At 43.5% G+C, this 23,804-nt stretch carries 21 protein-coding genes and 1 pseudogene; 10 read left to right on the top strand and 12 right to left on the bottom strand.

Annotation, left to right across the window (positions count from 1 at the left end):
• Positions 1-41 precede the first annotated feature (41 nt).
• The 5 genes from PLL47_RS02325 to PLL47_RS02305 all read right to left on the bottom strand — a co-directional run bounded on the left by PLL47_RS02325 (position 42) and on the right by PLL47_RS02305 (position 4,182).
• Entirely contained in the window at positions 42-725 is a 684-nt protein-coding gene (locus PLL47_RS02325) for a fibrillarin-like rRNA/tRNA 2'-O-methyltransferase (protein ID WP_324444350.1), read from the bottom strand.
• Positions 726-1,736 carry an NOP5/NOP56 family protein gene (locus PLL47_RS02320; RefSeq protein ID WP_324444348.1) on the bottom strand — a complete coding sequence of 337 codons (1,011 nt, stop codon included), beginning with the start codon at positions 1,734-1,736 and terminating at the stop codon, positions 726-728.
• Positions 1,733-2,698, bottom strand: a complete 966-nt coding sequence (locus PLL47_RS02315; RefSeq protein ID WP_324444425.1) for a beta-ribofuranosylaminobenzene 5'-phosphate synthase — start codon at positions 2,696-2,698, stop codon at positions 1,733-1,735. Before PLL47_RS02315 ends, PLL47_RS02320 begins: the two co-directional genes overlap by 4 nt.
• A 34-nt stretch (positions 2,699-2,732) precedes the next feature.
• Positions 2,733-3,635: a DUF2953 domain-containing protein gene (locus tag PLL47_RS02310; protein WP_324444346.1), complete on the bottom strand. Its 903-nt coding sequence runs from the start codon at positions 3,633-3,635 to the stop codon at positions 2,733-2,735.
• 142 nt (positions 3,636-3,777) lie between these two features.
• Positions 3,778-4,182: a GerW family sporulation protein gene (locus PLL47_RS02305; protein WP_324444344.1), complete on the bottom strand. Its 405-nt coding sequence runs from the start codon at positions 4,180-4,182 to the stop codon at positions 3,778-3,780.
• A 644-nt stretch (positions 4,183-4,826) separates the two neighbouring features.
• Between PLL47_RS02305 and PLL47_RS02300 the strand changes: the two genes are divergently transcribed.
• Positions 4,827-7,220 (top strand): PGF-pre-PGF domain-containing protein, encoded by a 2,394-nt coding sequence (locus PLL47_RS02300; protein WP_324444341.1) that lies wholly within the window; start codon positions 4,827-4,829, stop codon positions 7,218-7,220.
• Between the two features lie 346 nt (positions 7,221-7,566).
• Positions 7,567-9,764, top strand: a pseudogene (locus tag PLL47_RS02295) (right-handed parallel beta-helix repeat-containing protein).
• Between the two features lie 135 nt (positions 9,765-9,899).
• On the opposite strand, the gene PLL47_RS02285 reads toward PLL47_RS02295, so the two are convergent.
• Both PLL47_RS02285 and PLL47_RS02280 read right to left on the bottom strand, forming a co-directional pair.
• Positions 9,900-12,227: an ATP-dependent DNA helicase gene (locus PLL47_RS02285; RefSeq protein WP_324444335.1), complete on the bottom strand. Its 2,328-nt coding sequence runs from the start codon at positions 12,225-12,227 to the stop codon at positions 9,900-9,902.
• 292 nt (positions 12,228-12,519) lie between these two features.
• The gene (locus PLL47_RS02280; RefSeq protein WP_324444333.1) at positions 12,520-12,906 is read right to left on the bottom strand and encodes a winged helix-turn-helix transcriptional regulator; all 387 of its coding nucleotides are present in this window, start codon (positions 12,904-12,906) and stop codon (positions 12,520-12,522) included.
• Positions 12,907-13,064: 158 nt separating this feature from the next.
• On the opposite strand from PLL47_RS02280, the gene PLL47_RS02275 reads away from it, so the two are divergent.
• The 6 genes from PLL47_RS02275 to PLL47_RS02250 all read left to right on the top strand — a co-directional run bounded on the left by PLL47_RS02275 (position 13,065) and on the right by PLL47_RS02250 (position 16,618).
• Positions 13,065-13,622 carry a flavodoxin family protein gene (locus PLL47_RS02275; RefSeq protein ID WP_324444331.1) on the top strand — a complete coding sequence of 186 codons (558 nt, stop codon included), beginning with the start codon at positions 13,065-13,067 and terminating at the stop codon, positions 13,620-13,622.
• 106 nt (positions 13,623-13,728) lie between these two features.
• Positions 13,729-14,253, top strand: coding sequence for a nitroreductase family protein (locus PLL47_RS02270; RefSeq protein ID WP_324444329.1), 525 nt, complete (start codon positions 13,729-13,731; stop codon positions 14,251-14,253).
• A gap of 45 nt (positions 14,254-14,298) precedes the next feature.
• Positions 14,299-14,589, top strand: a complete 291-nt coding sequence (locus PLL47_RS02265) for a putative quinol monooxygenase (protein ID WP_324444327.1) — start codon at positions 14,299-14,301, stop codon at positions 14,587-14,589.
• Positions 14,590-14,712: 123 nt separating this feature from the next.
• Positions 14,713-15,288 (top strand): flavodoxin family protein, encoded by a 576-nt coding sequence (locus tag PLL47_RS02260; RefSeq protein ID WP_324444325.1) that lies wholly within the window; start codon positions 14,713-14,715, stop codon positions 15,286-15,288.
• Between the two features lie 68 nt (positions 15,289-15,356).
• A complete protein-coding gene (locus PLL47_RS02255; protein WP_324444323.1) occupies positions 15,357-15,998 on the top strand; it encodes an NAD(P)H-dependent oxidoreductase in 642 nt (213 codons plus the stop codon).
• 173 nt (positions 15,999-16,171) lie between these two features.
• Positions 16,172-16,618: a Rossmann-like domain-containing protein gene (locus PLL47_RS02250; RefSeq protein WP_324444321.1), complete on the top strand. Its 447-nt coding sequence runs from the start codon at positions 16,172-16,174 to the stop codon at positions 16,616-16,618.
• Positions 16,619-16,702: 84 nt separating this feature from the next.
• Here the strand turns inward: PLL47_RS02250 and PLL47_RS02245 are convergent, their stop codons facing one another.
• Positions 16,703-17,722, bottom strand: coding sequence for a hypothetical protein (locus tag PLL47_RS02245; protein ID WP_324444319.1), 1,020 nt, complete (start codon positions 17,720-17,722; stop codon positions 16,703-16,705).
• Positions 17,723-18,228: 506 nt separating this feature from the next.
• On the opposite strand from PLL47_RS02245, the gene PLL47_RS02240 reads away from it, so the two are divergent.
• Together PLL47_RS02240 and PLL47_RS02235 are read left to right on the top strand one after the other, a co-directional pair.
• Positions 18,229-19,029, top strand: coding sequence for a class I SAM-dependent methyltransferase (locus PLL47_RS02240; protein WP_324444317.1), 801 nt, complete (start codon positions 18,229-18,231; stop codon positions 19,027-19,029).
• Between the two features lie 74 nt (positions 19,030-19,103).
• Positions 19,104-20,111, top strand: coding sequence for a GNAT family N-acetyltransferase (locus PLL47_RS02235; RefSeq protein ID WP_324444315.1), 1,008 nt, complete (start codon positions 19,104-19,106; stop codon positions 20,109-20,111).
• 98 nt (positions 20,112-20,209) lie between these two features.
• On the opposite strand, the gene PLL47_RS02230 is transcribed toward PLL47_RS02235, so the two are convergent.
• The 4 genes from PLL47_RS02230 to PLL47_RS02215 form a co-directional block, all read right to left on the bottom strand.
• On the bottom strand, positions 20,210-20,956 hold the full coding sequence (locus PLL47_RS02230; protein ID WP_324444313.1) for an SIMPL domain-containing protein: 747 nt from the start codon (positions 20,954-20,956) through the stop codon (positions 20,210-20,212).
• Between the two features lie 276 nt (positions 20,957-21,232).
• Positions 21,233-22,534, bottom strand: coding sequence for a formylmethanofuran dehydrogenase subunit B (locus PLL47_RS02225; protein WP_324444311.1), 1,302 nt, complete (start codon positions 22,532-22,534; stop codon positions 21,233-21,235).
• A gap of 2 nt (positions 22,535-22,536) precedes the next feature.
• Positions 22,537-22,926, bottom strand: coding sequence for a molybdopterin dinucleotide binding domain-containing protein (locus PLL47_RS02220; RefSeq protein WP_324444309.1), 390 nt, complete (start codon positions 22,924-22,926; stop codon positions 22,537-22,539).
• Between the two features lie 10 nt (positions 22,927-22,936).
• Positions 22,937-23,803: a formylmethanofuran dehydrogenase subunit C gene (locus PLL47_RS02215; RefSeq protein WP_324444307.1), complete on the bottom strand. Its 867-nt coding sequence runs from the start codon at positions 23,801-23,803 to the stop codon at positions 22,937-22,939.
• Position 23,804: the final 1 nt, after the last annotated feature.

Here is a 23,804-nt window from a genome sequence, read left to right as displayed (position 1 = left end):
GATTTTTGGTCTTCCGAAAGAGCAGGATTCAAAAAGGGAATTTATGCCTTTAACTTCGCCAGCACCCCAAGATGGTCTTCATGATAGGGCATAAGGTCCCTGGCAGTCAAAATTTCAAATCCCTTCTCAAAAGCCTGTTCAAGCTTTTTTACCTCTTCTTTGAAGATCTCCTTCGGGCTTGCCGCAGTGTCAATGCTGCGGGCCTTGATAGAGAGCAGAAGATATCCGTCTTTTTTCAAAAAGCGGACTGCATTTCTTGCAGCTATCTCTGCCTGGTTGGGCTGAGCAACATCCTGGAAGATAATGTCTACAGGCTCAACAATATGGGCGTAACTGTCCGGCTTTCCCGCATCAGCAAGGATAGGGAAAATATTTTTTCGTCGGGAAGCAAGCCCTATGAAGTCGCGCATGCTCCGGGGAGCAAATTCCACAGAATAAACTACCCCTTCGGATACGATATCTGAGACGTGGCTCACCGTTGTGCCTGACGCAGCTCCGAGATAAAGGACTTTTGAATCCCTTTTAAGAGGAATATCGAATTTTTTGAGGACCATGGCTCCAAGCTTGCTCCTGCGGGGGTCCCATGTCCTGTATTCTGCTCCTTCAACAGAGATCAGCTTTTCTCCGTAAACAACTTTTCCGGGGTCAAGGTTAAGGGTGGAAAGCTGCTTTTTATCCTTTGTAACCTCGAAAATCCCTTCGGAAAGCAGCCTTATTTCGGTCATTTACCTCCTCCTCTTCTTTTTTGGCTTTGCTCTGCTTTCCTGCCTCTTTTGAGGAGGTCTCGGGTTTGCTTCCCTGATCTTCCGGATCTTTTCTTCCAGTTCGCCTTCAAGGGAAGGTTCTTTTTTTGCGGAATAAAAGTCAATTCTTGCAGCAAGAGAAAGTTTTGCTGCAAGGGCTCTTGCTACCTTTCCCCTCACCCACCAGGGAGAGGTGTTGATAAGAGGATGGCTGTAGATGATACCGTGCTTGGGGGACGGAGCCCTGGCACGGAGGTGTTTAAAGAGAGCTTTATTTGCTCCTATTACCTGAATGGTGCTTGAAGGGAAAGCAGCGAGTTTTTCGAGGCTGCCTGCAATGCTTATGAGCCTTGCCCCGAGCATGGGACCCGCAAGCGCAGTAAGATTGGGGGCAAGAGTTTCCATGCTGCTTTCAATATAAGCCTCAATCTGTTTCCGCCGTTCATAGAGGCTGCATACGCTTTCTGCAAAGCTTTTAAGAAGCAATTCATCTGCGGCTTCAAGTTTTGCACCCATAGAATTTTGGGCTTTTAAATAGAGAGGATCTTCAGGAGGAATATTCTCGCGAGAACCGTATTTTGCAACGAAAACCGCAAGTGATTCCCCATTGAGCCCGCTTTCGGGGAAATAGCCTCCATACCATTCAAAAAGCCTTTCGGAAAGGGAGTTAGTGGTTTCATTAATGTCGTCCAGAGCTTCTACTGCCTGAACGATACGCTGGTCAGGGGTGAGAGCCTGTGAAACCTGGAGTTTTACGGTTTCCAGAGTAACTTCATGTAAAAGGGAATAGTATTCGGAAGAAGAATCTGCAAAACCACACTCTATAGCTGCAGTTTTCAGGTCAAATCCTTCGGGCGGCAGATTTTGCCTGCTGTCCCTCAGAGAGAGAGAACGAAGTGCAAGCTCTCTTACATCCTTTGGAAAAAGCTCGGAGGCGGACAGCTTCCCGTTACTGCCCAGCTCAAGAACTCCAAACCAGGTATTGATTATCAATCGGAGCCTCCGAAGATATCCGCACCCCGGTTCCTTCCCTTTGTAAGCAGAACTTCTCCGCCAAGTGATTCATCAAGCATGCTCTGGACGTCTTTCTGGAGTTTTCTGGCGTCTCCAGAACTCCCGACAATTCCATAAACAACGGGACCGAAAGAACTTACTCCTGAACCACTTGCTCCGTTGTCCTGCATGTATTTCATAGCATCGAGTACAGGTTTTGGCTGAAGTTCGACTTCCCGTTTTTTGAAACCTGCAGTCTGGAAATGGTTGACTGCCCTGCCGAAACTTTCAATATCTTCTTCGATAAGCGCAGGGAGCATCTGCATAAGGATTACGTGGGAGATCTCCTGAACTTCTGCAAGAGGGATGGGACAGACCTTTTTGAAAATATCCACTTCTTCTGCGTCATGAACTCCTTTGGTATTGGGGATTGCAAGGACAATATTCCAGTCAGGAAACGCTCTTCTGAAAAGTACAGGTCCTGGAGGCATTTTGCTGGCTGCGGAAGGAGAAAATGCACCCTTTTCCTTGAACTTGTGACCTCCGTCCACGATAAAACCTCCGTTTTCAAAAGCAGCAACCCCTATTCCAGAAGTTCCTCCTCTGCCTACGGCAACTGCAAGTTCCCTGACACTTTTACCAAGCCCGTAAATCTCATTTATGGCTGCAGCTACCGAAAGTGCAGCCTGGGTTCCGGAACCAAGCCCCACATGGTCAGGGAGATCCCTTTTAATAAGGATTCTTATCCCTTTGCCTTCCGGAAGCACAGCTTTTGCTGCTTTTAGCATCCTGCCCGCGAGAAGAGAAGAACCCACGACTTCAACAGTATCCGCTTCAGATGCAGAAATTTCCAGGCTGGGTGACTCGAGAGTAATTCCTACCCCTCCATCGACCCTGCCAATCTCTGCATTGAGATCGATAAGGGTGAGGTGCAGTCTGGATGGAGACACCACATTAATCATATTCATCTGTATCCTCATTGCTTATTCATAAAGCTTAGGAGTTTATCTTCGAACTACCCCGAAGTTTTTCCTTAACAATCGAATAAGTAAAAGATAAAGTTTTCCCGTTTAATATAAATTTGATGAAGGGGAAAATCAGAGAATATATTTTTACACGGATCTCCGCGCTCCCCCGGAAGTCCAGCAGGGATTCCATAAAAACAGGACAGACAGAAAAACTGCAGCTCCGGCAGCGGCTGTATACTATTCCCAGTATGGCATGTATAAACCCGCAAAGCATCCCCGTATCTGCAGGATCGGGAAGCCCGAAAGTGAGGTCAGCTTTCAGGTTTTTGATTTTTACTGCATTAAGCATATCGGAAAACAGGCGGAAAAGAGGTTTTCTAAGGGCTTTGTAAGCTTCCAGTCCCCAGTGGAGCTTTTCTCTGATAGTCATTCCCTTTTCCGATTCAACTTCACCTTCTTCACCGGCTCTTTTTTTCCTTCTTATCCGGTCAAATATTCCTCTTTTCTTTTTAACCGGGGTTTTTTCTTTAACCTCAATTCTCTCCTCATCTTCAAAGATTACCGTTTTCTCCTCAGGCATTTTTTCTTCGGACCCTCTTTCTTCGGCCTGCACTTTATACTCTGAGCTCAGATCTTCTTCCCTGCTTTCGGTTTGTTCAGGACCTGCTTTTTCCTGCTGAGATTCCATTTCCGCTATTGTTTCTTTTCCTTTCTCCCCTGTACCCGGCTCTTCAATATGGTATTTTTTCTCCCCTGGTTCTCCTATTAAAAAAGTATGGGAAAAAAACAGCCATTTAACAGTAAATGTGCCTTCAAATTCGTTTTTTTCTTTCAAACTAAGTACCTTGAGCTTGAGAGTAAGGACTATTGCTGTAAGGAGTACAAACAGAATAATTAGAAAAACCAGAAGGATGAGGTATATGGCAAGCATGCTAAACAAGTGAAAGGGAAAGAGTACTACTGATCATCCCCTGAAATCATAACCTATTAGTCCTGCCCCGTGAAAAATCACTGAAGGGGGTTTAACCCGAAAAATTTAGTGGAAACCGTCTCCATTCTCAACAGAGATTTTTTTACTCATTAACTTCAGTTTTTTCGGCTTCAGAACTTTCTTCTTTTTTATGCTTCCCGGTTTTGCCTTTGATTTTATCCAGAAGTTCAGGCACTACCTCTTGAAGGGAACTGAGAATTGCCCCTACATCGCCTTTTTCAGAGATCCTGAAGATCTTTGCATCATCTTCGGAAAGCATGATAAAAGCAACAGGCTCGATCTTCGCACCTGCACCTCCCCCTCCTCCGAATCCAGATTCAGTATCTTTCTTGCCTTCCCCGCCTCCTGCTCCGAACCCCATTGAGATTTTGGAGACAGGAATGATTGTTTTCCCGGCAGCTGTAATAGGATCTCCAACAACAGTTTTCGTGCTTGCAACTTTTTCAAGTTCGCATGCGATTTGTTTAATGGTTTCTTCTACGCCCATCTAATTTATCCCCCGATGTGTAAGGAATCATTTTTTTATATGGAGAATAATGTTATCTATTCTCTGTTATACTTTCCGCTTAAAGTTACTATAATATTAGTTTTAACATATTTCTGTAATTATGGAACCTCAAGTCCAAACATAACTCTCATTGTTCCCAATATAATTCATTATACGACATTATAGTCCTTTTGTAGTAACCTTTCAGGATTTATTATTGTCTTTCCTATAATATAATAATAATTTCGGGATTGTTTCTGGCAAATAACTAAAAAATGAAGTACCAAAAAAGGAGTATTCTTGGACAGAAGACTGGAAGTATAAAAAAACTGAGTAATTAAACAAGAACAAACAGACTGTTTTTGACTTTAAAAGCATTGCTCCATTAGGCTGCGAAAATCAGGTTTTTATTTCTATTAAAAAGTATTAATCTAAATCAGCATATTTATATTGTATAATATGTCTTCCACTCAGGTTAAAGTATGGAGTATGAGGTGTAAATCTGGATATAAAAAATCAGTTATTGGAACTAATAACTGAACCTGTAGATTGTTAGCGCTGTGAGTGAGTTTGATTGATTGCTAATAAATCAATTCATCCAGAACACAGATTTTACCCCTAAATTTTGTAAGTGGATGGAGGAATTGGAAATTAAAAATAAACTATTCATTTTACCAATTGCTATTTTCCTATTATTATTAATTTCATTTATCGGATCAGCGGCCGAGATAACTGTCGAGCCGGGAAATTCGATACAGACTGCTGTTGACAGTGCAAGTCCATATGATGAAATAATCATAAAACCAGGTACTTATATCGAAAATGTCAACATAACCAAAGGTAATCTTACAATCAGGTCAGAGTCTGGAAATCCTGATGATACGATAATTCATGCTAAAAGATCAGCAGCAAATGTACTCCTGGTGTACGAAGCAAATAATGTTGCGATTAGAGGGATCAAAGCCACAGGAAGCGGATCCAGCTATTCGGGGATTTACCTTTACAAATGCAGTGACTGCACACTTGAAAATAATAAACTTACGAATAACGGATATGGAATTCGCCTCACAAGTTCCAGTAAGTGCTCTGTCTCGAAAAACACAGTCATGGATAACGGAGTATACGGAATTGAGGTAGGGAGCTCCAGAAACAATACCATTTCTGATAATACGGTTTATAATAGCAGCCGTGGTATCTATCTGGGTTCCGCTGACTACAATACAATTTCAGGTAACAAAGTAACTTATAATAATTATTTAGGGTTCTATGAATGCAGCCTTTGCGACTATAATACCGTGTACAACAACTATTTCAATAACACCGATGTGACCGTAAAAAAAGGATCTGGAAACTCCTATAATATTACAAAAACCGCAGGCACAAATATAATTGGCGGCTCTTATATCGGCGGAAACTACTGGGGAAAACCTGATGGCAAGGGATTTTCCGATACGGCAGTGGATAGTGATGGAGACGGGATTGCCGATTCAGCATACAGCCTGCCGGGTGACAGCTCGTATAAGGATTACCTGCCTCTTGTGTCGTCTTCAAACTCGGCTGCGCCCACAATCCCGGTTGCGGACTTCAGCAGCAGCATTACTTCGGGAAATGCACCTCTTGACGTCCTGTTTACTGATAAAAGCACAGGAACTCCCACTTCGTGGAACTGGGATTTCGGAGATGGAACTAATTCACAGGACAAGACCCCCATACACACGTATACCTCAGCAGGGAATTACAATGTAACGTTAAAAGTAAACAATGCAAACGGTGAGACTTCAAAAACTGGTACAATAACGGTCTTACAGAATTCTGAGCTGCCTGTGGCAGACTTCGGCACCAATGCCACTCAGGGATCTGCCCCACTTGCAATCCAGTTTACGGACCTTTCACAAAAAGCAGTTTCATGGAACTGGGACTTTGGTGATAGTTCTTCTTCTACAGACCAGAATCCAGTTCATGTTTATGAAAATCCCGGAGACTATAACGTTAACCTGACAGTAAGCAATGAAAACGGTACGGCTTCAAAAACCCTTGGCATAAAAGTTCTGGAAGCAGAAAAAGAAGGCTTTCCTGTAGCAGACTTCAGCACCAGTGCTACCGGCGGCTATGCTCCACTATCAGTTACCTTTACCGACCTTTCGCAAAATGCAGCATCTATAAGCTGGGATGTCAACGGCGATGGGATTGAAGACTCAAACGCTTCAAGCTTTACATATGAGTATGCTTCTGCAGGTACTTACACAGCTAAATTGACTGCAATCAATGCAAACGGCACAAGTGAAAAAACTACTACGATAGACGTAGATGATGAAGATGATGAAGGAAGCAGCCACAGCAGTGGAAGCAGCGGTGGCGGCGGTGGCGGTGGGGGTTCACCTGAGCCCGCAAAGAACGTTGAGGTAAAGGAAATTTCCCAGGTATTCGTCACCAATGGAAAGCCCATACAGTTTGATTTCACGAAGAATGCAACCTGTGTAGTGTATGTGGGCTTTGATTCCAGGAAGACCTTTGGAAAAACCACAACAATTGCCGAGCAGTTGAAAAGCAAATCTACGCTCACATCCAACCTGACTGAAGGAGAGGTCTATAAGTACTTCAATGTCTGGGTAGGAAACAGCGGGTTTGCAAGCTCAGAGAACATAGAAAATCCTGTGATCTGCTTCAAGGTTGAAAAGTCCTGGCTGCAGGACAATAATATAGATCAGGATTCAATAACTCTGAACAGGTACAGTGACGAAACATGGGAACAGATGCCGGCCAGCCTGTTGAATGAAGACAGCAAATATCTGTACTTTACAGCCGATGTTTCAGGATACTCCTTCTTTGCAATAACAGGTAAGGCTGTCCAGCAGGTGGATACAGAAGGTACCCAGATCGCTGCAGAAGAGAGATCTGTTGGTGAGATTCAATCAGAAGGAAATGATACTCAAGAACCTGAATCTGATGAGGACAACAGCGAGATCATTTTAATGGGATTGATTGCGATCGTAGCGCTGGCAGTAATCGGGATAGTACTGAAAAGTGTAAAGAAATAAGACTGGAATGTTTCACAACATTCCATTTCTCTTTTTACGAGAAGCAAAAGATAAATTACTGCCTGCAATTAAACTATTCCTACAATTAAACAATTAATTCACTGATCTGTATGCGTTTTTTTCGTTTTTGAGGGAGTAATACTTTAAATCGGTATAATTATATTGTTATAAATATTCCCGTATGATAAAGTGATTTATGCGGAAACTTTGTTCCGATTAAAGGCAAATCGGCGCAAATGAGTTAGCTCTGCATCTGCACATTCGTTGCACATGAAATGCAGTTTTCATTATTTGCTAACAATACAAATTTAGTCCTTGATATGGATTTCACCCCTAACTTTCTTGAGTGGATGGAGGAATAGAAATTAAAAATAAACTATTCATTTTACCAATTGCTATTTTCCTATTATTATTAATATCAGGTATTGGATCGGCGGCTGAGATAATTGTCCAGCCGGGAAATTCAATACAGGCTGCTGTAAACAATGCAAGTTCGGGCGATACGATAACCTTAAAAGCCGGGACATATACCGAAAATCTCAACATAACCAAAGGTAACATTACGATAAGATCACAGTCAGGAAACCCTGATGACACAATAATTAAAGCTAAATCAACAAAAGATGTGCTCATAGTACAGGCAAGCAATGTTACAATTCGCGGGATAAAAGCCACAGGAAGCGGATCCAGCTACTCGGGAATTTATCTGTACAAATGCAGTAACTGTGTAATTGAAAACAGCAAAGTAATGAATAACGGATATGGAATTCGCCTTGGAAGCTCCAGTAAATGCACGATCTCGAAAAACACCGCTATAAATAATGGAGTATACGGGATTTATCTCGGGAGTTCCAGCAAAAATACTGTTTCCGGGAATACAGCTACTAACGACAGCCGTGGAATCCATGTGGGGTCTTCTGATGACAATAAGCTTTCAGGCAACACCGTGACATCAAACAGTGCTTACGGCATGTATGTCTGCGGGCTCAGCGACAGGAACTCTATTTACAACAATTACTTCAACAATACCAATATGACCATCAAAAACGGGACAGGGAACGCCTATAATACTACAAAAGTTTCAGGCAAAAACATTGCAGGAGGGTCCTATATTGGAGGAAACTTCTGGGGCAAACCCGATGGCACAGGTTTCTCCAATAAAGCTGTGGATAAAGACGGAGATGGGATTTCCGATTCCGCATACACCAATATAACAGGCAGCATATACTCTGACTACCTGCCTCTCGTGACCTCTTCAAACCCAACAGCTCTTACAGCGAACTTCAGCAGCAATGTAACCTCAGGAAACGTGCCGTTTAATGTTCTGTTTACTGATACCAGTACAGGTTCACCAACTGCATGGAGCTGGAATTTCGGAGACGGAGGGAGTGCAACAACTCAAAACCCGACCCATAACTATTCGACAGCAGGGAATTATACCGTTACGCTTACAGTAAGCAATTCTGCAGGCAACAATACAACAACAAAATCGAATTATATAACTGCAGTATCCACTACTGGAACGAAACCTGTCTTAAACTACTGGGGATCTCCAAGATCGGGAACTGCGCCTCTGACTGTAACCTTTAAAGACAATTCTACAGGTTCGCCAACAGCGTGGAACTGGAGCTTTGGAGACGGGACATATTCAACAGAGAAGAACCCAAAGCATACATACACAGCAGCAGGGAGTTACACGATATCACTTACAGCAAGCAATGCCGCGGGAAGCAGTACATCAACAAAATTGAATTACATAACAGTTACAGGAAATGCCTCCCAAACGCCGGTTGCTGCGTTTTCGGCATCTCCAACCTCAGGAAATTCGCCCCTGAATGTGACATTTACGGACAGCAGTACAGGTTCGCCAACAGCATGGAGCTGGAGTTTTGGAGACGGAACATCTTCAACATCCCAGAATCCTGTACACACGTACTCTGCAGCAGGAAACTACACGGTAGCACTTACAGTAACCAATGCAGCGGGCAACAATACAACAACAAAATCGAATTACATAACAGTAACAGGAACCTCTTCGACAATGCCGGTTGCAGGCTTCAGCAGCAATGTAACGTCAGGGAGTGCACCTCTTAACGTCCTGTTTTCGGACACAAGTACAGGTTCGCCAACATCATGGAACTGGAGTTTCGGAGACGGAACGACCTCAACAACTAAAAACCCGGTGCATAATTATTCGACAGCCGGAAATTACACCGTAGCGCTTACAGTAAGTAATTCAGCAGGCAGCAATACAACACAAAATCAAACTACATAACAGTAACAGGAACAACTGTAGCAAAACCAGTTATAAACTGCTGGGGTTCTCCAAGAACGGGAACTGCTCCCCTGACTGTGTACTTTAAGGACAATTCTACAGGTTCACCTACTGCATGGAACTGGAGTTTCGGAGACGGAACGACCTCAACACTCCAGAATCCAAAGCACATATATTCAGCAGCAGGAAGTTACACGATAAAGCTGACAGTAACCAATGTGGCAGGCAGCACTTCGGTGACAAAATACAACTACATAGTAGTATCATAAGCCTGATATTAAGTCGTTGAAGCCGTTAAACGGAGAAAAGAGCAATAAAAAAGAGAGTAGAAAATAGAAAAGAAGAAAAAAATAAAGAATTCAAAGAAAATAAGTTTAAAGGCTGGAATAATGGAGCAATCTTCCTTAGAGCTTTTCTGCGAGGCTCCCGAATTCCAGCCTGCCTGAAGCCGGGGATTCCGGCTCCTTTTTTTCAGCCTCATTTATTTCGGGTTTATAAGGAGTTATATTTGCAAAAAACTCTTCTACCAGGCTTCCTACATCCTTTGGAGCTACATCAAGAAATTCTCTGCTTTCTTCGGGCGGGAAATACCCAAAAACCGAAAATTTTCCCAGTTTGCGCATCTGAGAGCCCTGATAACGGGCATCAAGGAGTATCCTTACCCCGAAATCTCCAGGAGAGCGGACAACCCTTCCCATCGCCTGCCTTACTTTTCTGATTGTCGGCACCTGGACTGCAAATTCCCAGCCCTCTCCGCAGCCAAAGACCGTATCATATGCCGACTCGACCGCCTTTATCCTGTCATTAAGAGCCGGATATCCCACACCCACAACAATTACTGTCCTGCCTCGGGAATCTCTGAAATCAACACCTTCGCTCAGGGTCCCCCAGAGGTAGGTTATGAGCACGGCTTTTCCTCCCTCTTCCCCTATTTTGAAGAACTTCTGCCTTATCTCCTGGGCTGAGACACCGACCTCGTCAAGGAAAATGGGAACCGAAAGTTCAGGCTCAAGGAGTTTTGTATAGCGGAGTGCTTCCGCATAGCTCTGGAAATAAATGATTACATTTCCCGGCGAAGCAGCAGTAGCAGCAAGAAGAGCCTCTCTCAAACCTTCCAGGGTTTCAGGGCTGTCCCTGTTTTTTGCAAAGAGTGGGGGGACTGAAACCGCAAGAGTAAGCCTTCTTTCCTGCGGAAAAGTGGTCCCGTAGGTGATTTCTTCAACTTCCCGGCTAATGCCCAGTGTTGATTTAACCATTTCAAAAGGACGCAGGGTAGCTGACATCAGCACTGCAGAATAAACGGAATCAAGCAGAGGCTGGGTCACATTCTTTGGGATGCAGGTGAAGAGTTCAAGCCTGCCGACCACCCTGTCGCTTTTAAAGTCCCTGCGCATGTTCAGAATCGGATAATAGTTCTGCCTGTCTGAAAGCACAAGATAAGAAGAAAGGAAATCTGCAACATAGCGGATCTGGGAACGCTTGGGAACGGAAAGAAGCCCCTTTTTGTAATTTTCAGCGTAAATCTCTTCCAGTCTGCCTCCGAACTCCCCGATTTCCCGCAGCCGGGTCAGAACCTTTTCTTCATCTGCAAACCCTTCTTTCTGTGCATCCCGCAAAAAACGAATCTTCAGGACATCACGGCGCTCATAAGGGTCGCTTATCTGTATATCCTGCCAGTGCTTTCCAAGCCTGTTTCTATCCCCGAATTTCAATTTTGAGTCGTAAGTATCCCTTATTGCGTTGAGAAGGCAGGAAAAGAGTTTTTTAGCATAAAGTCTGGATGCATAGTCCTCGTCAAGAGGAATCCCTGACCCGGCCCCGAATACGGGAGAACTGTCAGGTTCAGGGATCTCTCCCACCTCTGAAAGGGCTTTTTCAACGGTCAGTTCCGAAAGCATTATGGAAGAGTGGGAGCGGGCTGAAGCCTCGATATTGTGAGCTTCGTCAAAAATAAGAATAATATCTTCAGGATCTTTCTCAAGCCATTTGAGGAGAGTAAGGAAGATCTCAGCACTTAACACGTGATGGAAGTTGCAGATAAGAAGCTCCGCGTTTTTGAGTTCTTTTTTGAGCAGCTCATACCCGCACATGCCCCGGTCTTCCGCATATTCCATAATCTCTTCCGGACTTCTGACATCAGAAAAGAGCCAGGAAGAAAATTCATTTCCTTCAAACCTGAGGACTTCGTAAAGCCTGGGGCAGGAATGGTTTCTCAGGGACTGAGCCTTTTTTCGGGCTTCGTCGAGTTCTTTTTCAAGCTCGTTCCTGAGGATATAGAGTGCAGGGTCTTTTGATTTTTTGTGCTTTTCAAAGGCATCTTTTAGCTCTTTTTCCTTTGAAGAGACTTCACGCTCAAAATCAAGGAGGTCATATGTGTTTTCCCCTTTGAGCCGGCACTCTTCATAGTCAAGGTTATCAGGGCACATCGAGGTTTTGCCTTTAAAAACGATTGTTTTTATGCTGTTGTCCCTGTTGATGTCCCTTGCCTCATTCATAAACTGGACCATCTGCTGGTGGACATTCGTGACTATGATTACTACCTTGTTGAGTTTCTTTCCCACATGCAGCGCAGGAGCAAGTGCACTCAGGGTCTTGCCTGTGCCGCACGCCCCTTCAAAGAGAACTATTTTCTCATGCAGGAGGGCAGAATGAATCTTCTCCATAGCCTCTGCCTGGTTTGGGTAGCAGCTTTTTTTTGTGAAATATCGCATGTATCCGTTGTTCTGCATCATATGCTTAATCCTGAGATCTCTACTGTTTCCAGAACTCTGTATAGCTTACAGGTATTGTCCATTTAGTTGTAGTGTCAGCGCAATTATTTTCTTCGGATATATTTAGAGAGCCGCAATTGAGAATTTTAAGAAATGTAATTAAATATCCCTTCTACAGTAATTAAATATTTTGAAGTTTATTTTTATAAAAGCCATAACAAGCTTCATAGAAACATTTTTCGAGAATTATGTACTCTTCGAAATAAGTCCTATAAAAATGGATTCCTGATGCTACATTTCTGACATTATCAGATTAATGTAAGGTGGGGCATCCAGAGACTTTTAAGCCCTCATTTTCACCAGAAGCGCACTCTCTTTCAAGGTATTTATTTCCCCATTCGCAAAGTGCATCCAGGACGGGGAGCACGGTTTTTCCGAATTCTGTCAGAGAATACTCAACTCGGGGTGGGATTTCAGGATAAACCTCTCTCAAGACAAGCCCGGCTTCTTCAAGCTCCCTGAGCTGTTTTGTGAGCATTTTGGGGGAGATCCCCTGCATGCTTTGCTGGAGCCCTGAAAACCTCAATTTTTCTGCTTTCAGCTGCCAGAGAATAATGGGTTTCCATTTGCCGCCGATTACGTCCAGAGTCGCTTCAACAGGACATTGATAGCGTTTATTATTTTTTGCCTCGCCTGCCATAAGATTTCATTGTATCCTTTTTGTTACTAAGTATCCGGATAGTATGTATAGTATATAAGTATAGTTGCTGTAAATTAAATATCAATAAACGTAAGTGACTACAGAAGAGCCTCTCTTTTGCTAAAAGGAGCTCAAATTAAAAGATAAAAGGTGTAAAAATGAAAGTTATAGGAATTGTTGGAAGTCCCCGAAAGAATGGAAATACGAATATCCTTGTGCAGCAGGTCCTGGAAGGCGCAGCAGAGGCAGGCGCTGAAACCCGGAACTTTTTCCTCAACGAGATGAACTACAGAGGTTGCCAGGGTTGCGGCTACTGCAAGAGCCATGATAAGTGCAAGCTTGAAGACGACCTTGTGGAATTATTCGATGAACTCGCATCGGCAGATGGAGTAGTCTTCGGATCTCCTATCTACTTTGGCCAGTTTACAGGCCAGATGCGGTTATTCATTGACCGCTGTTATTCACTTATAAACGCTGACTTCTCTCCCCGTCTCCCTGCCGGGAAAAAAGCAGTGATTATAGGAACCCAGGGGGCACCTGATGCGGCAGCTTTCAAAGGGGTCTATGAGGAATTCGGAGGGCAGATTTCCAACTTCATGCGCATGGATGTAAAGGACACGATTGTGGGAATCGGATATCATGCGCCCGGAGAAGTAAAGGGAGATTCCGAAATTATGGAGAGAGCGAAAAACGCAGGTCTTAACCTTTTCAAGTAAGAAACAAATTGAGAAAAGAAACAAAAAGGAAAGAGAATAGGGCGAGAGAAAACTGAAGAGAAATTTCCTCGCCCATATTTCAGAAATGAACAGGAGGAGTCTGGATATGGAAACTCTTGAAGCAATCCATACCCGCCGAAGCATCCGAAAATACACTGACAGACCAGTTCCGAGAGAGCTTGTTACCGAACTGCTCAGGGCTGCGATGAGTGCTCCGTCTGCGGTTAATGCCCAGCCCTGGGTTTTCATTGTAATCGATGACAGAAAAATTCTGGACGAGATTCCCACATTCAGCCCCTATGCCGGCATGTGCAGGGAAGCTCCCATGGCAATCCTGGTATGCGGGGATACTACCCAGGAAAAAGCGCCGGGATTCTGGGTACAGGACTGCTCGGCAGCCATTCAGAACCTCCTGCTCGCAGCTCATGATGCAGGGCTGGGAGCCGTATGGACAGGAATTTTTCCCATGACAGACAGAGTTAAAGGCTTCAGAAAAGCTTTTGGGCTGCCTGATTATGTCTTTCCTCTCGGGCTTGTGCCTTTAGGCTACCCTGCCGAAAAACCCGGACCTCAGGACAGGTACAGGAAAGAGAAAGTTTACCACAACAGGTACGGTCAGATGAGAGAATGATTATGTAAACGGCAGAATCAGGACTGTTTGCAGGCTGGTGATTTGTTGACTATAAGAGTTGTTGCAAAAAATCAGGTTAAACCTGAAAAAGTTCAGGAATTTATGGGTTTATGCAAAAAACTTGTTGAAGCGTCATTAAAAGATGAAGGCTGCATAGAATATGGGCTGTATGGGGAACTGGAGAATTCGGGGATCCTGACGTTTTTAGAAGAGTGGGAAGATGAAAAAAGCCTGGATGCACATTTAAACTCCAGTCATTTCAAGGAAATATTTCCTTTGCTTTCAGAATGCCTTGAGAAAGAAACTGAAATCAATGTATACAGAAAAAAGCTGTGATTTATCTTTTCAGTTCTATCTTTTTCAGTTCTCAAATTCTGCTCCCATTAAAGAATTGCTGAAGAAAATTAATCTGAAAAATAGGTAACAAATAACCAGGAGAGACAAAAGGAGAGACAAATAATGAAAGTCGTTGCATTTAACGGAAGCCCGCGAAAGGAAGGAAATACAGCTTCTCTGATAAAGCATGTCCTTGCAGAGCTTGAAAAAGAGGGAATAGAAACCGAAGTCGTGCAGATTGGAGGAAAGAGTGTACACGGCTGTATCGCCTGCTCAAAATGCTATGAAAATAGAGACCGAAGGTGTGTAATTGACAAAGACATTGTCAATGAATGCATTGGAAAAATGCTTGAAGCCGACGGCATAATCCTTGCATCACCCACATATTTTGCAGACCTGACACCTGAACTCAAAGCCCTTATAGACAGGGCAGGCTTTGTTGCGAAAGCAAATAACGAAATGTTCAAACACAAAGTTGGGGCAGCCGTTGTTGCGGTAAGGAGAGCCGGATCAATTCATGTTTTTGATTCCATTAACCATTTCTTCACAATTTCCCAGATGATAATTCCCGGGTCCAGCTACTGGAATATGGGGATGGGGCTTGCTGAAGGGGATGTCGAAAAAGATGAAGAAGGAATCCGGACCATGCAGGTTCTGGGACAGAACATGGCATGGCTTTTGAAAAAGCTCAGTGCGTAACTTAACAGGGGAGGCAGCCTTACTTATTTATTCAGGGAAACGAATTTCATGGGATAAGGGGGAATAAAATGAAAGTCCTTTATATTTTTGCACATCCTGAGCCGAAGTCCTTTAACGCTGCCATGAAAGATACAGCTCTCTCTGCCCTGAAGGAAAAAGGGCACGAAGTAAAGCTCTCCGACCTTTATGCAATGGAATTTAACCCTGTATTGAAAGCTTCAGACTTTACTGATAGAAAAAATCCGGATTTATTTAATCCCTTCCTCGAAGCCATCAAAGCCTCAAAAACAGGGGCTTTTTCACCCGATATTAAAGAAGAGATGGAAAAAGTGAAATGGGCTGACCTGCTGATCTTTCAGTTCCCTATATTCTTTACAGCCATGCCAGCCATAATGAAAGGATGGATAGACCGTGTTCTGGCTCCGGGGTTTGGTTTTAATCCTGTTACTAACAGCGCCTACGATACCGGGCTCTTCAAAGGAAAATCTGCAATGCTCGCCTTTACTACCGGAGCTCCAAAAGAGATGTATTCCGAAGGTGGGGCACACGGGGACATTCACAAACATATGGAATCCGTAACCCACTGCGTCTTTGAGTATATGGGAATGAAAGTCCTGCCTTCCTTCATAGTTTACGAAGCCAGCGCCATGAAAAGAGAAAGAGGGGCTGAAGAACTCGAGAAATACAGTCAGAGAATCTCCGAGCTTTAAATAGAAAGGAAAACGCCTTTTCTTTATTTTTTAAGAATTCAGGACTGAGAAGCAGCCTGAATCTCATACTACTTTTTAAATGATATTTGCATACCATGTTTTTAGAAAAAATCTTATTAACCGTTATGTGTGTTCAGACATATCATTGAAATTCTATCTTAAGAGATTTTTGAGTGAAAATTGACCTTATAAAACCAGAAGACAGGGTTGCAATGGTAGGCTATTTCGGGCCTCTCGTTCCGAAAATCCTGAAAATTACAGATAAACTTACTGTCCTTGAAAAGCGTGAAATAGAATCACCTCAAACCACGATTATCCCATCGGAAAAAGCAAAAGAGATTATCCCCGCGTCGGATGTGATTATTCTCAGTGCAAGTACCCTCGCCAACCGGACTTTTGACGAACTTATTTCATTCCGGGGTGCAGCAGGGGAAGTTGTCCTGCTGGGTCCAAGCGCGCCTCTTTACCCTGCCCCGTTCTTCAGTAGAGGTATTACTGCAATAATGGGGACCAGAATTATTGATCCCTTAACAATGCTTACGGTGGTCAGCGAGGCTGGAGGCACTAAGAAACTGCACCAGTACTGCGGGGAAAAAGTGGCTTTCAGAAAAAGAGAGTAAAAAGAAAAATAATTATGCTGGAGAAAAAAAGCAAAAAATCCAGAAGAAATCTAAAAAAGCTGGCAAAACAGGGCTTAAAAAACGTTATGAACGCTTGATTGTCAGCAACGATAAAAGCCCTAGAATAGTCATTATTGAAGTAAAGCCGGGTGTTTGATTGATCATCTTATTACCAGCAGTCTCTTCTTCATTACCTGATAAGCTGGAATCATCACTTTCACTCACATTTGGGATCTCATCTTCCGGTAAAAGTTCTACTTCTTCAACCTCGTAGCCTTCAAACTCAAAAACCACCGGTACATCACTGATGCCTTCCTGCTCACATTGTTCATCTATTACCTTATATATCTCGTCAATTAATGATTCATTTACTTTTTCGGAACTGTATCCCTCGAAACCCACTGCTAAATATCCATTAATGTCGGTTCCGAAGGTGCTCACAGGGCCACCGGATGAAGCAAAATACGGGTTAATTCCTGTATCCGCTTTAGAAGGGCTAGAAAGTGACCGACTACACTGAACAAGTGAATCTGTCCATTCCGCTTTTTCACTGGAATCTGTAATTACAGGCATTGTTCCTCGAGCAGCTACGAACAATGGATTCTTCTTAGCTTCTTCAAAAATCTGAGGTCCGTAGTCCGGCAATGGAAGGTCCTCCTCATCCAGAGCCCACATAAAGACCACAGGAATTTCACTTACCCCTTCCTGCTCTTCACAGTAATTCTCAATTTTCTGATACATCTCGTCAATTCTGGAGTTGTCTACTTCTCCTTTATAGGCAGAGCCCAGTTCAATTATTATTACATGACCGACTGCAACACTTTTTATAGACTTGTCAAATTCAGAGTATGAAGACCCTATTTTGTTAAGATTTAGCCAGCAATCTGTAATTGAATTTTTCCACTCCTGATCAACCGTTTCTGGTATGGTTCCTCTGAAAGCTATAAACGAGGGATCATTTGCAAAATCCTTTACAGAATTGGAGATGTCATCATAATCAGTGCCTTTCGATTCGTTATCATCTGCACTTGCAGAAACACACAAAAAAACAGAAACAGAAAAGATAAGCATCAGCCATTTGCCAATATACCTTCTTTTAAGCATTCAGATCAGACCTTATTAGTTATTTCATAAATTTAACTATACATCAAGCTAAACTATACATTAGAGCTCAACTGCGAAATTTCCTTACATAAGACATTGGCAGAGCATAAAATACTTTTTAAATTTTCTAATTTTATACTTTATTCGCTTGAAACGAGAAACTATGACTCAAAGGATACACATTTTTGAAACCATAGGGATTCATGTTTAGAATAAATTGGGAAGAGATTCATATTTATGAACAGAAAGAAAGACATAACCGGGAAGTAATGAATATTAAAAAACAAATTTGAAGAAGTTTCAGCCGCCAGAGAAATTTATATATATCGATAAAAATAGAACTCTTCAGTACATTTTTACGGTTTTGGGTTATTTTGGGGAAAATAACTGAGAGAACTTGATAATGTAACAAACCGGATGCTGTAACAAACCGGATTGTATAGTTAATTTCAGATTGCATAGAGAGGCGTATCGAAAAAGGCAATATCTGGGGGTTTAAAGAAAATATGTCTGTGGGGCATGAAAAAAAAGTGTCTGGAATTTATGAAAAAAACAGGTCTGCCGGATATGAACAAAACGTTTCAGAAGAATATGAAAAAAAGGTATTAAAGCCAAAAAACGTATGGGAAGAGTTTTTTGCAGATAAGAGAAGGGGAGGGCACAGATCATCAGCTGAAGAATTTCTTGCTATGGAAGCAAGGGAAAAACTATTCCATCTGGACGGCGGGAAAACCATTCTTGACTTTGGATGCGGAGCCGGAGAACTTCTGGTATACTATGCGCCAGAATATGAAAAAACTATAGGAGTTGACTTTTCCCCATCAATGCTTGAGGAAGCAAGCAAAAGAATAAAGGAAAGAAATTGTGAAAATACAACTTTAATTCTGGCTGACGACAAAACTGTCTGGGACAAGCTGGACTCTTCCTTCGACCGAATAACTGCAGCCGGAGTATTTCAGTACCTGACATATCAGGAAATTGATGATTTTCTTTTCAATGCATCAAAATATCTTAATGAAGGGGGTAAAATAGTATTATTTGACATGCTGGACCCTCGCCTATACCCCTTATGGAAAATGGGGCTGTTTTCACAGGATAAAAGCTGCCGGAAAATAGTAAGCAAAGTGGTTTGCGGGATTAAAAACTCAATATCAGCAAGCTTGAAAAGACGCCCAAGAGACATTCTGGGGTATTCACATTATCCCAATAAAATTAAAAAAATTGCAAATAAAAATGGTTTTGAAATGATTTGCGTACAATCAATGTATTATGAATACAAATACCATGCAATAATATTTCGAAGTTAAACGACTGTTCGGGCGGCTTCCGAATCAAACCCGCTTTCTTATGGAACTTAAAATGGAAGTTTAAGGAGCTTAAAATGGAAGAAATTGAAGTCAGAGAATTACTGCCGTCTGAATACAAAGAATGGGATTTGCTTGTAGAAAAAGCTCAACCCGGTACGCTCTTTCATACAAGTGACTGGCTCGAAATTTGCAGGGATGCCCTGTCAAAAGATCTGAAAATCTACGGCTGCTTCAGAAAAGGAGAGCTTGTGGGAGGATGCCCCCTTTTTGTTAAAAATATAAAGGGAATATTGGAAGTGGCAAGTTCAAACTGTAGAATGACAAGCTACAGTGGGCCTCTTATAAAAGAAAGTGCCAGTTCCAGAGCATCTAAAAGGGTACAGGAAACTCACGAAATCCTCAATCCGCTCAGGGAATTTCTCTGCAAGCAGGGATTTGACAGCATTCATCTAACATTTGCTCCAGGATTTGAGGATATAAGACCGTTTACATGGAATGGATGGGATTCCTCCGTGCATTACACCCATTATCTGAACCTGAAAGAAAACATAGACAGCAAGCTTTCAACGGAAAGAAAGACAGAACTTAAAACTGCAACTGAGGCAGGGCTTAAAACCAGGGTATTGAATGACCCTGAAACATATTACAGTCTGCTTTCACTGGCCCATGAAAAACAGAATTTGGAGCCTCCCCTTCCCAGGGAATTCTATGATAGAGTATTTAAGCTGATTCAGGAAAAAAACACTGGATACATGTTTATCTCAGAGACCCCTGAAGGTGAAGCTGTTGCAGCTCACTTAAATCTATACGGAAAAAAATGCGCTGTAATCTGGACCTCAGCCCTGAACCCGGATTTTGCTCATCTGAGCCCCATTGCTCTTCTGTATCATAATGAATTTCTTGACCTGAAGTCCCGAAACTTCGAATACATGAATGTAATGGCAGCAAATGTTCCTGCATTTGTGGATTTTATTATGGGCTTTTCTCCTGAGCTAATTCCATATTATAGTGTAACCCTGGAGAGTAAAAAATATTCAATCGCGAAAACCTTATACAAAACAACTCATAAGGGAACTGATTGATAGAAAAAGAATGATCTGAGAGGCTGCAAACAACATTTGTCATCTGCAGCCCCTGATCATTTGTTACCTCAGTGTTCAAATTACTTAATCCTAATTTCTTATTCAATGTAGTACGTTACCTGTACTGACATTGAAACGGTAGACTCGCCTGGCTGGATAGGAGTGGAAGCTGCTCCTGTAGCCTTTTCTTCCATTGCCATATCGTAATATACTCTGGAGCCGCTGCTTTCACTTACAGATGAGGTCTGCACGCCAGTTATCTTAACACCCAGGCTCTTAGCAAGCGCATTGGCTTTTGATGATGCATCTGCTACTGCTTCATTCATCAGGTCTTCACTAAGCTGTTTTTGCTTTTCATCAGATACTGAGAAGGAAATGCTTCCAATCTCATTAGCTCCGGCGGCTGTGGACCTGTCAATGATCTCACTCAGCTTGTCGAGTTTTGTGGTTGTGATCTGCACGCTGTTGGATGCAGAGTAACCTGTGATTGTTTGCGTATCATTCGCATAGCTGTATACCGGGTACACGGAAACATAGGATGTCTTTATTTCCCTGTCCTGCAGTCCGATTGCTTTGAGTTCTGCCATTACAGCGCTCATAAGGGCTGCATTTTTATCGGACGCTTCCTTTGCAGTTTCAGACTGAACTACAACACCTATGTTCAATGTTGCAGTGTCGGGGACAACTTTCTGTTCAGCATACCCACTCATGGAAATAGTATTTTCCGCACCCTTTTCGGACCCGCTCTGTGAAATGGCGTATATCGTTGCCGACATCAGCACCAGAACAATTGACAGAGCAATGATAACGTAGTAAGATTTATCGTTTTTATTATCCTGTGACATTTTTCCCATACTCCTTGTTCAATGCTTTGTTAACTGGCGGTTCAGCCAGTTCTAGCAAGTAATAGATGTACACGCACGTATTAAATAATTGCTTAAACTTCAACTGCAGTCGCAGTTATGAAAATCACAGAATATTGAAGGAAAATTCGTCACTAGACCCGGCATTGTGTCCACAGGAAACTAAAAAGAAAAAAAGGTGAGAGCTTTTTATCACTCTCAAATCATCTGTTTGTTTTGTGCGATCTCAACTGAAAAATCCATGAAAACAAACTCAAACTACTTTCTTGCCTTAATCTTCTCAAAGAGCTGCTTCAGGGTGTCTTCGTTGCTCTTCGTAAACTCGAAAGGCGAGCTTGTGAAAGGTTCGAAGTGCACTGCCACGTCATCGAGCCTGTAGAAAGTTCCGTCACATTCCATGGCGTCAATGACTCCCGGAAGCACGATATCCGAAGCCGCTGTGGTCGGGCAGGGAGCAATGTCCAGGCAGACCATCGGGATTTCTGCAAGATAAGAAGCACAGTCCGCAGGGATATGGCAGACAAGGTCAGCGCACATCACAAGAGCTGCATCCACATCTTTTTCCCTCAGCACGTCAACGGTTGTGTATTCCCCGGGGTTGTAACGCGGGTGCCCGCGGGTGAAATCAAGCCCGAACGGGTAGCCGTACATGTAAGAAGCGACCTGGTTAAAGCCTGCAACATTACAGTGGCCTCTTAGAGCTCCGAGGGTGAACTTGGCATAATTGTTCAGCTCCTTTACCAGGTTCATGGCAATTTCGGCGTTCCTGTGCTTTCCTATGGACGAAGAAAGGCCGAGCCCAACTGAAATGGCACCGAAGTTGCAGTTCTTCATCATATCGAGCATCTCTTCCATGACAGGGATGGGAACTCCTGTGATCTCTTCTACTGAAGGGTGGGGAACTTTCCCGTGAAGCAGGGTGAGAAGTGCACTTATCAGTTCATAATCCGAACCGGGTTTGAGCTGTACGTGCAGATCGGAAGCTTCGGTTGTAGGGGTTTTTCTCGGGTCCACAGTAATAACTGTCCTGTCAAAACGCCCGCGCTTGGTCCAGTAGCCTCTCGGGAAAACTCCATACCTTGACATTTGCCTTGGCATGGATTCAAGAGGGTTGGTTCCCCAGTAAACAATAAGGTCACCTCTGTTTTTCTTCTGACCTTCGGTTGCACCGACTTTTCCTGATTCCTGGATTCCCATTGCAGTTGGCCCGTGGCAGATGGTAGCGTTGGAGTCAACAATTGCGCCAAGGTATTCCCCTATTTTGAGCCCTACTTCATGCGCTTCGCATGAGGTTTCACTGCCCATAAAAAGGAGAGGACGCTTTGCCGAAACAAGGATATCGGCAGCTCTTTCAAGGGCTTCGTCCCAGGCTGCAGGGGTCAGTTTTCCGCCAGCCTTTATAAGGGGCTGCCTGAGCCTGTGGGAACTTACAACCTCCTTGAACTTGGCGTTCCCCATTTTACATGCATTTCTGGCTTCGATCTTTCCGTCTCCGAACTCAACCTGGATATCATCACAGGATGCCCCGCAGACCGGACAGACTATGTTTTTGTAAATCATGCTTACTGCCCTCCGATATAAACTTTCAATACTACATCTTCGGCGCTGAGAACATCTTCATCTGAGGGTTCGACATATACGGGAGCACCCTTATAGAGAGGAGAGCCCGTAGAAAGGGTATCAGGATCGATGATAACATTCGACCAGATAGCCCTCGGCATGAACACCTGCCCTGGCTGGACAGAATCAGTGCATTTAGAATAAACGACAATCGAATGTTTCCCGTTCCTGCTTGTTACTTTTACCTTCTCAGGGGAGCAGAGAGATACAAAATCTACAGGGGAAATCCAGCAGGACGCACACTCCATAGTGTAATCATCCGTGAATTTGTCTCCGCCTTTGGCAAGCCTGCCTTCATCAATCGTACTTCCGGTAATGAGTATTACTTCCATGCTTCTCACCTCAGAGCTCCGGGTTTGCGTTTATAGATACATAGAGAGCTCCTTTTGCCCTCTTGCTGATCGCATAGTCCCCTGTGAATTTCTTGAAGTCGCCTATCAGCTCAATCTCACCCGAAGTGACCTTATTTTCCATGGACACATATTCGAAACCAGGGGAGAAGCGTTCAATTTTACCCCCGATAACTATGGTTCCGCCTGCCATTTCTGCGCCCACTCCACGGAGAGCTCTACCATTTACAACGATGAGCCCGCCGTTCTGACGGATCCCGCAGAAACCTTCAACGTTTCCTTCCACTAGAATTTCGCCGCCGTCCATGCCGCCTCCAAGCTGGTGCCTTGCAGAGCCTTCGATAACTATGCGTCCGCCTTTCATGCCGTGCCACTTTCCTCTGTAAGCACAGCCCACATGGTCACCTGCATTGCCTTTAATGTGCAGGAGCCCGCCAAGCATTTCCATGCCAGCCCAGGAATCAGCATCTCCGTAAACGACGATTTCTCCTCCCTTCATTCCTGTCCCGACATGCATGCCTGCAGAACCTTCGATTTCAATTTTTCCTGCACTCATGCCTTCTCCGATCCTTTTGATCCTCATCGCATCGCCTTTTATGCGTATCAGGGTCTCGGCTGCAGAACTGCCTGCTTTGCCTACCACTTCAAAGAAATCGGAAAGGGGATAGGTCTTTGGGCCCTGCCAGACGGACAGCATCCCTATTTCTGCGGCACTTTTGCCTGCAAAGGAATCAGGAGTTATAACATCTGCTTCCAGTTTAATGTCAATCGCTTTTTTAGGAATAAGCGTTACTTCTTCCATTTCTCCGGCACTTTTTCCGGTTTCAGTTTTTTTATGAATAAGTACTCCCTCTGTCATG

This window comes from Methanosarcina sp., assembly GCF_035390745.1.
GTDB lineage: Archaea > Halobacteriota > Methanosarcinia > Methanosarcinales > Methanosarcinaceae > Methanosarcina.
Note: the sequence above shows the minus strand (reverse complement) of the source record. Positions and strands in the feature narration are given on the sequence as shown.

Coding starts and splice junctions, on each gene's coding strand:
- PLL47_RS02325 (WP_324444350.1), bottom strand. CDS start 725: ATGACCGAAATAAGGCTGCTTTCCGAAGGGATTTTCGAGGTTACAAAG.
- PLL47_RS02315 (WP_324444425.1), bottom strand. CDS start 2,698: ATGATTAATGTGGTGTCTCCATCCAGACTGCACCTCACCCTTATCGAT.
- PLL47_RS02310 (WP_324444346.1), bottom strand. CDS start 3,635: ATGCTTGCCATATACCTCATCCTTCTGGTTTTTCTAATTATTCTGTTT.
- PLL47_RS02305 (WP_324444344.1), bottom strand. CDS start 4,182: ATGGGCGTAGAAGAAACCATTAAACAAATCGCATGCGAACTTGAAAAA.
- PLL47_RS02285 (WP_324444335.1), bottom strand. CDS start 12,227: ATGATGCAGAACAACGGATACATGCGATATTTCACAAAAAAAAGCTGC.
- PLL47_RS02280 (WP_324444333.1), bottom strand. CDS start 12,906: ATGGCAGGCGAGGCAAAAAATAATAAACGCTATCAATGTCCTGTTGAA.
- PLL47_RS02275 (WP_324444331.1), top strand. CDS start 13,065: ATGAAAGTTATAGGAATTGTTGGAAGTCCCCGAAAGAATGGAAATACG.
- PLL47_RS02270 (WP_324444329.1), top strand. CDS start 13,729: ATGGAAACTCTTGAAGCAATCCATACCCGCCGAAGCATCCGAAAATAC.
- PLL47_RS02260 (WP_324444325.1), top strand. CDS start 14,713: ATGAAAGTCGTTGCATTTAACGGAAGCCCGCGAAAGGAAGGAAATACA.
- PLL47_RS02255 (WP_324444323.1), top strand. CDS start 15,357: ATGAAAGTCCTTTATATTTTTGCACATCCTGAGCCGAAGTCCTTTAAC.
- PLL47_RS02245 (WP_324444319.1), bottom strand. CDS start 17,722: ATGCTTAAAAGAAGGTATATTGGCAAATGGCTGATGCTTATCTTTTCT.
- PLL47_RS02240 (WP_324444317.1), top strand. CDS start 18,229: ATGTCTGTGGGGCATGAAAAAAAAGTGTCTGGAATTTATGAAAAAAAC.
- PLL47_RS02235 (WP_324444315.1), top strand. CDS start 19,104: ATGGAAGAAATTGAAGTCAGAGAATTACTGCCGTCTGAATACAAAGAA.
- PLL47_RS02230 (WP_324444313.1), bottom strand. CDS start 20,956: ATGTCACAGGATAATAAAAACGATAAATCTTACTACGTTATCATTGCT.
- PLL47_RS02225 (WP_324444311.1), bottom strand. CDS start 22,534: ATGATTTACAAAAACATAGTCTGTCCGGTCTGCGGGGCATCCTGTGAT.
- PLL47_RS02220 (WP_324444309.1), bottom strand. CDS start 22,926: ATGGAAGTAATACTCATTACCGGAAGTACGATTGATGAAGGCAGGCTT.
- PLL47_RS02215 (WP_324444307.1), bottom strand. CDS start 23,803: ATGACAGAGGGAGTACTTATTCATAAAAAAACTGAAACCGGAAAAAGT.